General features: G+C 66.8%; 6 protein-coding genes and 1 pseudogene. All 7 read left to right on the top strand.

The window, feature by feature from the left end:
• On the top strand, positions 1 to 806 hold an 806-nt coding region (locus tag Q4I23_RS28965; RefSeq protein WP_498528506.1), incomplete at its 5' end, for an aminotransferase-like domain-containing protein.
• A 136-nt stretch (positions 807 to 942) separates the two neighbouring features.
• The gene (locus Q4I23_RS28960; RefSeq protein WP_498528505.1) at positions 943 to 1,644 is read left to right on the top strand and encodes a glutamine amidotransferase; all 702 of its coding nucleotides are present in this window, start codon (positions 943 to 945) and stop codon (positions 1,642 to 1,644) included.
• A 100-nt stretch (positions 1,645 to 1,744) separates the two neighbouring features.
• Positions 1,745 to 2,392 (top strand): DedA family protein, encoded by a 648-nt coding sequence (locus Q4I23_RS28955; protein ID WP_498528504.1) that lies wholly within the window; start codon positions 1,745 to 1,747, stop codon positions 2,390 to 2,392.
• A gap of 547 nt (positions 2,393 to 2,939) precedes the next feature.
• Positions 2,940 to 3,506 (top strand): hypothetical protein, encoded by a 567-nt coding sequence (locus Q4I23_RS28950; RefSeq protein ID WP_498528503.1) that lies wholly within the window; start codon positions 2,940 to 2,942, stop codon positions 3,504 to 3,506.
• A gap of 417 nt (positions 3,507 to 3,923) precedes the next feature.
• Entirely contained in the window at positions 3,924 to 4,265 is a 342-nt protein-coding gene (locus Q4I23_RS28945) for a transposase (RefSeq protein WP_498528502.1), read from the top strand.
• Positions 4,266 to 4,444: 179 nt separating this feature from the next.
• A complete protein-coding gene (locus tag Q4I23_RS28940) occupies positions 4,445 to 5,809 on the top strand; it encodes an IS110 family RNA-guided transposase (protein ID WP_498528501.1) in 1,365 nt (454 codons plus the stop codon).
• Positions 5,810 to 6,692: pseudogene (locus tag Q4I23_RS28935) on the top strand (IS3 family transposase); the annotation flags it as partial.
• Positions 6,693 to 6,769: the final 77 nt, after the last annotated feature.

The raw sequence follows: 6,769 nt of genomic DNA, 5'->3' as shown, positions 1-6,769 counted from the left end.
ATTACGGGGCGCGCAAGGCGTTCGAGGCGGCGGGGTTGGACTGCGTTCCGGTCCGCGTCGATCGGCAGGGCATCGTCGTCGATCACATCCTGGCCGAGCCGCAGCGGGCGAAGGCGGTGTTCCTGACGCCGTCCCACCAGTTCCCGACCGGCGCGACGCTGGCGCTGGACCGCCGTCTGGCCCTGATCGAGTGGGCGGCCCGGCATCGGGCCTGGATCATCGAGGACGACTACGACAGCGAGTTCCGCTACGCGGGCAAGCCCACCGCCTGCGTGCAGGGGCTCGATCCCCATGGCCGCACCATCTACATCGGCACCTTCACCAAATCGCTCTTTCCCGGGCTGCGGATCGGCTACGCCGTGCTGCCACCCCAGCTCGTGAAGCCGATGACCGTCGCGCGCACCTTGCTGGACGGGCACACGGCGCCGATGGCCCAGCTCACGCTGGCCCGCTTCATGGAGGGCGGGCATTTCGGGGCGCATGTCCGGACCATGCGCGGCGTCTACGCCGAGCGCCTCGACGCGCTGGCGGGCCTCGTTGCCAAGCACCTGTCGGACTTCGTCGAACCGCAGGTTCCTATCGGCGGTCTGCAGATGCCCTGCCTGCTGACCGGCGGCCTTGCCGAGCGCACCGCCGTCGATGCGGCGCGGCGGGCCGGCATCGAACTGCTCGGCCTGTCGGCGCTGCACGCCGCCGGCGACGGCAAGGCGGGCTTCCTGATGGGCTTCGCGGCCTACACGCCGTTCGAAATCGAGACCGCGGTCAGAAAGCTGGAGAAGGCGCTTCGCACGGCGACGACGCCGTAAATTCGGCGGGCCTCGGGGACAAGGAGAATTGGTCTGGACCATTGCGGGGAAATGGCTGGGCGCAGCGAACCATTCGTCTGATATTCGAGAGCCGACCAATCCACGACGTTCCCGGCGCGGGAGCGGGAGGCGACCCATGCACAAAACGGCACTGGCGATCCGGCACGTCCATTTTGAAGACCTAGGCATCTTCGGCGCGGTGCTGTCGGATGCCGGCTATTCGGTCCGCTATCATGATCTCGACGCGGCGCCGTTCGCGACGCTCGATCCGCTGGAGCCGGATTTGCTGATCGTCCTCGGCGGTCCCGTCGGGGTCTATGAAAGCGCCGCCTATCCCTATCTCGCCGAGGAATCCTCGCTCCTGGCGGCAAGGCTGGCCGCGGGGCGTCCGACGCTCGGCATCTGCCTCGGGGCGCAGCAGATCGCCAAGGCGCTCGGCGCGGCGGTGCGCCCCATGGGCCACAAGGAAATCGGATTCGGGCCGCTCACGCTGACCGATGCCGGTCGGGACGGGCCGCTTCGACATCTGGAGGGCGTTCCGGTGCTTCACTGGCACGGGGACGCCTTCCAGATCCCCGACGGGGCGGAGAGCTTGGCGTCGACGCCGCTCTGCGCAACCCAGGGGTTTTCGGTTGGCTGCCACACGCTGGCCCTGCAATTCCATCCGGAGGTCGATGTGGCCGTCGGCATCGAGCGATGGCTGACGGGCCATGCCGCCGAACTGGCCGGGGCTGGCATCGACCCGCGCGTGCTGCGCGGTCAAGCGGCTCGGATCGGCCCGGAATTGCGCGAGGCCGGGCAAAAGATGCTGGCCGAGTGGCTTCAGGCCGTGCCCTGATCCCTGTGCGATGAGGCGGGATGGGGTTTCCATCGATCTGCACGGCGCTGTCGATCTGTGGCACAGTCCGCTCCAACGAGCCGCCTCACAGGGAACCTGAATGAACGACGCAGCAAGGAACATGCTGATCGACGGCATGGAGCGTTGGAGCGCCTTCATCGAAGCGAATGCCTCCTGGGCGGAGGTGATCTTCTTCCTGTGCGCCTTCGCGGAGTCCCTGGCCTTCGTCGGGTTCGTGGTGCCGGGCGTGGTGCTGATCGCCGCGGGAGGCGCGCTGGTCGCCTCCGGTGCCCTCGGCTTCTGGCAGGTCTACATCGCCCTCGCGCTGGGCGCGGTGCTGGGCGACGCCGTGTCCTACTGGCTCGGCCGGGTGTTCGGCGATCGGGTCCCGGTCGTCTGGCCGTTCCGCCAGCGGCCCGAGCTTCTGGCGCGGGGCAGCCGCTTCTTCCTGCGCCACGGCGGCAAGAGCGTCTTCTTTGCCCGCTTCCTCGGTCCGCTGCGGCCGGTGGTGCCGATCACTGCCGGGATGATGGCGATGCCGCACCACAGCTTCCAGACCGCCAACCTGCTGTCCGCGGTGATCTGGGTGCCTCTGATGATGGCGCCCGGCATCGCCATCGCGAAGGGAGTCGGCATCGACGAACTCCTGTCCGGCGCCGCGGCGCCGCCGGCCGTCACCCGGAACGGAGGAGACACGCCCTGCGTGCCGGCGCCGCCGATTTCCGGTGTGGGTTTGCGCATAAACTGAGATATCCGAGTGAGGCACGGTAGGCATTTCAAGGACGGCCTGACAACATAAGTCGCGACTGAAAGCCCCTATAAAGTGAGAATTTCCGCACAGATTTGCGCAAATCCTGAGATCTTCCGCTCCAGCCCGCCCATTCGAATGGTCTTCTGGCATATTGAAGGATCGATCAACAGTAATGTGAGTGCCGCGCCTCCAACGTAATAGAAAGTGCAAGCCTTCAATTTGCGGCGACACGTGCACAATCGCCCTTAAACGCCCCTAGCCCGGATCATTCATCAGTGTTTTGGAACTGCAGCCCGAAGGCGTGTCGATGGGTGGCGCCAACGGCGCGGGATGACGGGACTGGACGAGCAGACCGGAGTTCAACGGTGCCACACTTTTCCGACGGGCTTCCCCAGCGCATCCCCAGTGTCTTCCAGAAACCGGGCAAGCGCCGATGAGGCAGGAAGCGGGCGGCGACAGGGAACCCGTCGTTGCCGGCGTCCGTTTCAAGAATAGCCCGAGCTTTGATCCTTCGAGCCGGTGCGAACCGCCAAGGGGACGCCCGATGCCGTTGCTGAGCGACTACATCTCCGAGGCGAACCTGCCCCTGCAGGATGGAGGGACGCTGCTGGTCCGGCACGCGGATGAAGACCGTGTCGGCGATCGCGTAATGTTCGATGCCTGGCGTTACTCAGACCCCCGGTTCGAGAGCTACTACCGCACCCAAAATCCCGAGGCTGGGCCACGGTATGAGGCGGCGCGCTACCTACTGAAGTTTATCAAGACGCCCGTGGCCGGCCTGACCGAGCGTGTGCCGGGCCTGCCTAGAGAAGAGCAGAACGTTACGCTGTTCATCGGCGTGTGGGAGGTGGTTGGGCTGCCCCGCCCGTGTGGGCTAGGCGACCGCGACGAACTTCTGTACATCGACGCGCATGCCGCGGGGTACATCCGTTACGACCCGGCGATGCTGCATCCCAGCGAGGCGTTGGCTGATCTCATCGGGCGCTTAGTGATCGACTGGCCCAAGAATAAGCGCCGCGCGTGGCGACATTGGGCGCACCGACAGGATAAAGAGGTGCTGACAGTACTGACGGAACCTCAGGGGCCGTATGCACCTCGGCGCAGGCAGTAAGAGCGCCTAACAGAGCCATTTCTGGACGGGACCCAGCTGGTCGGCCTCGGCGTCCTCCAGGTCCTGCGCCGAATGCGTGCTGTCGGCGCCGCCCAGGTCGATCCGCTCGCTGGCGGAACGGCGCCGATCAACGAGACGTCCAGTGCCGGCCCGGCAGGCTCCTCAATCGCCACCGCGACAACCAGTTCGTCCACGTCGGGGCCTGCGCCCGGACGCCGTCGGCACCGATCCAGATCACGCTGGTCAGCATCGGCCCGGCCGGCACGCTGTTCCTTCAGCCCGGCATGCCGGCGCCTCCTCCTGGTCGCAGCAGTCAACTGGTCGAGCGCGCCTTCGGCGTCGATCAGCAGCAAGATGATCTTTCCCCGGTTCGGAGGACACCTCAGCTAAGCTCCGAGTGGAGCGGGAAGGTGTCTGATGACAAAGACAAGGCGATCCTTCACTGACGAGTTCAAGCGTGAGGCTGTTGCCCTGCTGGAAGGGAGCGGCCGGCCGCTGGAGCATGTGGCGCGGGAGTTAGGCCTGCAGGCTTCGGTGCTGCGGAACTGGCGGCGGGTAGCCCAAGGCCACCCGCCTCGCTCACGGTCTGGTGCCCCTGCCGTATCCGACACGGCCATGCCGGCCAAGCCGGATGAGCAGACGGCGGAGATCGCGAGGCTGCGACGCGAGTTGGAGCGCACCCGACAGGAACGCGACATTTTAAAAAACGATCGCGGGCCTTCAGTCCGCCTGCGGGCGGAGAAACGGGCCGCGCTATGATGGGCAGCGGAGGGGAGCGGCCGTCTGGTTTTTGGAGGCGCAAGACCCCGTCAAAAAACGTGGCCCATGGGGCGGTGCGGACTTGAGAGTGGTGACGCCTGCGCGGTGATCCCGGTTGGGAAATTGATGACTTCGCATGCCCCAGCCCCTCCTTGGCCCGACGAGCAGGAGGACGCACGATGGCGCGAACGAAGCGGTCCCGCAAGGCGCGGGACATGGCCCCGATCCACCCCCATGCGGCGGCGATCGACATCGGCGCCACCATGCACATGGCCGCCGTGCCGCCCGACTGCGACCCCGAACCGGTGCGCTCGTTCGGCACCTTCACCGGCGACCTGCACCGCCTCGCCGATTGGTTCGAACGCTGCGGCGTCCGCACCGTGGCCATGGAATCCACCAGCGTCTACTGGATCCCCGTGTTCGAGATCCTCGAGCAGCGCGGCTTCGAGGTCGTGCTGGTCAACGCCCGCGATGCCAAACACGTTCCCGGGCGCAAGACCGACGTGAGCGACGCCCAGTGGCTGCGTCGCCTGCATGAGTACGGCCTGCTGCGAGGCAGCTTCCGGCCAACCGGCGAGATCGCCGCCCTGCGTGCCTTCCTGCGCCACCGCGAGCGGTTGCTCGACTACGACGCCGCCCACATCCAGCACATGCAGAAGGCGCTGACCCAGATGAACCTACAGCTCCACCACGTGGTGGCCGACGTCACCGGCGTCACGGGCATGAGGATCATCCGGGCCATCGTGGCCGGTGAGCGCGACCCTGACGTGCTGGCCGGATACCGTGATCCGCGCTGCCGGGCCTCGGAAGGGACGAACCGCGCGGCTCTGGTTGGCAACGACCGCGAGGAGCACGTCTTCGCCCTGGCCCAGTCGCTCGAACTCTACGACCTCTACCAGGACAAGGTCGCAGCCTGCGATACCCGCATCGAGGCGGTGCTCAAACGGCTCCGGGCCGCGGCGGCCAAGCCGGTCGGCAAGCTGCCTTCCGCGCGGCATGCGACCAAGCAGCCCAATGCGCCGGCTTTCGACGCCCGCGTCGCGTTGCACGCAATCCTCGGCGTGGACCTCACCCAGATCCACGGGCTCGGCCCCTCCCTGGCGCTCAAGCTGGTGGGGGAGTGCGGCACCGACCTGTCGGCGTGGCCGAGCGCCAAGCACTTTACCTCCTGGCTGTGTCTGGCGCCGAGCAACAAGATCTCTGGAGGCAAGGTGCTGTCGGCGCGGACCCGGCGTTCGGGCAGCCGGGCGGCGGCGCTGCTGCGCCTCGCCGCGACCACGGTGAGTCGGACCGAGACCGCCCTGGGCGCCTTCTATCGGCGCCTGTCGGCCCGCGCCGGCAAGGCCAAGGCGGTCACCGCGACGGCGCGGAAGATCGCGGTGCTGTTCTACAACGCCCTGCGCCACGGCATGGACTACGTCGATCCCGGCGCCGCTTACTACGAGGAACGCTATCGGAACCGGGTGCTCACCAACCTTCAGCGTCGCGCCAAGTCACTGGGCGTCCTGCAGGAGGCTGGCACCGAACCTGTTGGAGTTTCTTAGGAAGGCCATCAGCATCTTCTCGGAAGCACCGAGATGAGGTTCCGCTTCATTGAAGACCACCGGGACGAGTTCCTGACCCGGCTTATGTGCTCGGTGCTCGGGGTGTCCGCCAGCGGTTACTACGCGTGGCGTGGGCGGCCGGAAAGCCAGCGGGCCGCCGCCAACCGACAGCTTCTGGTCGAGGTCCGACGCGTTCATGGTCGCCACCATGGCCGCTATGGCAGCCCGCGCGTGCATGCCGCCCTCCGAGCGGAGGGCGGCGCCGCCAGCCGGGGCCGGGTGGCGCGTCTGATGCGCCGGCACGGCATCCGGGGCGCAGCCGCACGCCGGTTCCGGCCCGTCACGACCGACAGCCGCCATGGCCTGCCAGTCGCTCCCGATCTGCTGGGCCAAGCCTTCCAGGTGACCAAGCCCAACCGGGTCTGGCTTGCCGACATTACCTACCTGCCCACCGCTGAAGGCAGGCTGTATCTGGCGGCTATCCTCGACTTAGCAACCCGGAAGATCGTTGGATGGGCGATGCGCGACCATATGCGCGCCGAACTCGCCACTTCGGCCCTGGTCATGGCCTTCCAACGCCAACGGCCAGCTGTGGGCCTCATCCAGCATTCCGATCGCGGAAGTCAGTATGCCTCCCGGGACTACGGCGACCTGTTGCAGGCGGCCGGGATGCGGCAGTCTATGTCGCGCAAGGGCTGCTGCTACGACAATGCTCCCATGGAGAGCTTCTTCCACACCCTCAAGGTCGAGTTGGTGCACCGCACTCGGTTCGAAACCCGCGACCAGGCCCGCCGGGAGGTGTTCGCCTACATCGAAACCTACTACAATCGCCAACGCGCCCCACTCGGCCATCGGATACATCCCCCCGAACAGGCCGATCTAGCAGGCTGCGGAAAAAGGCTATGCCCGGCCTGCCGGTCGTGATTCTCTCCGGTTGAAGAGAATGCGGCCGGTGAGGGG

The organism is Azospirillum sp. UFLA03-27, from assembly GCF_059803775.1.
The sequence above is the reverse complement of the archived record's forward strand: the minus strand, read 5'-3'. Positions and strand labels throughout refer to the sequence as shown.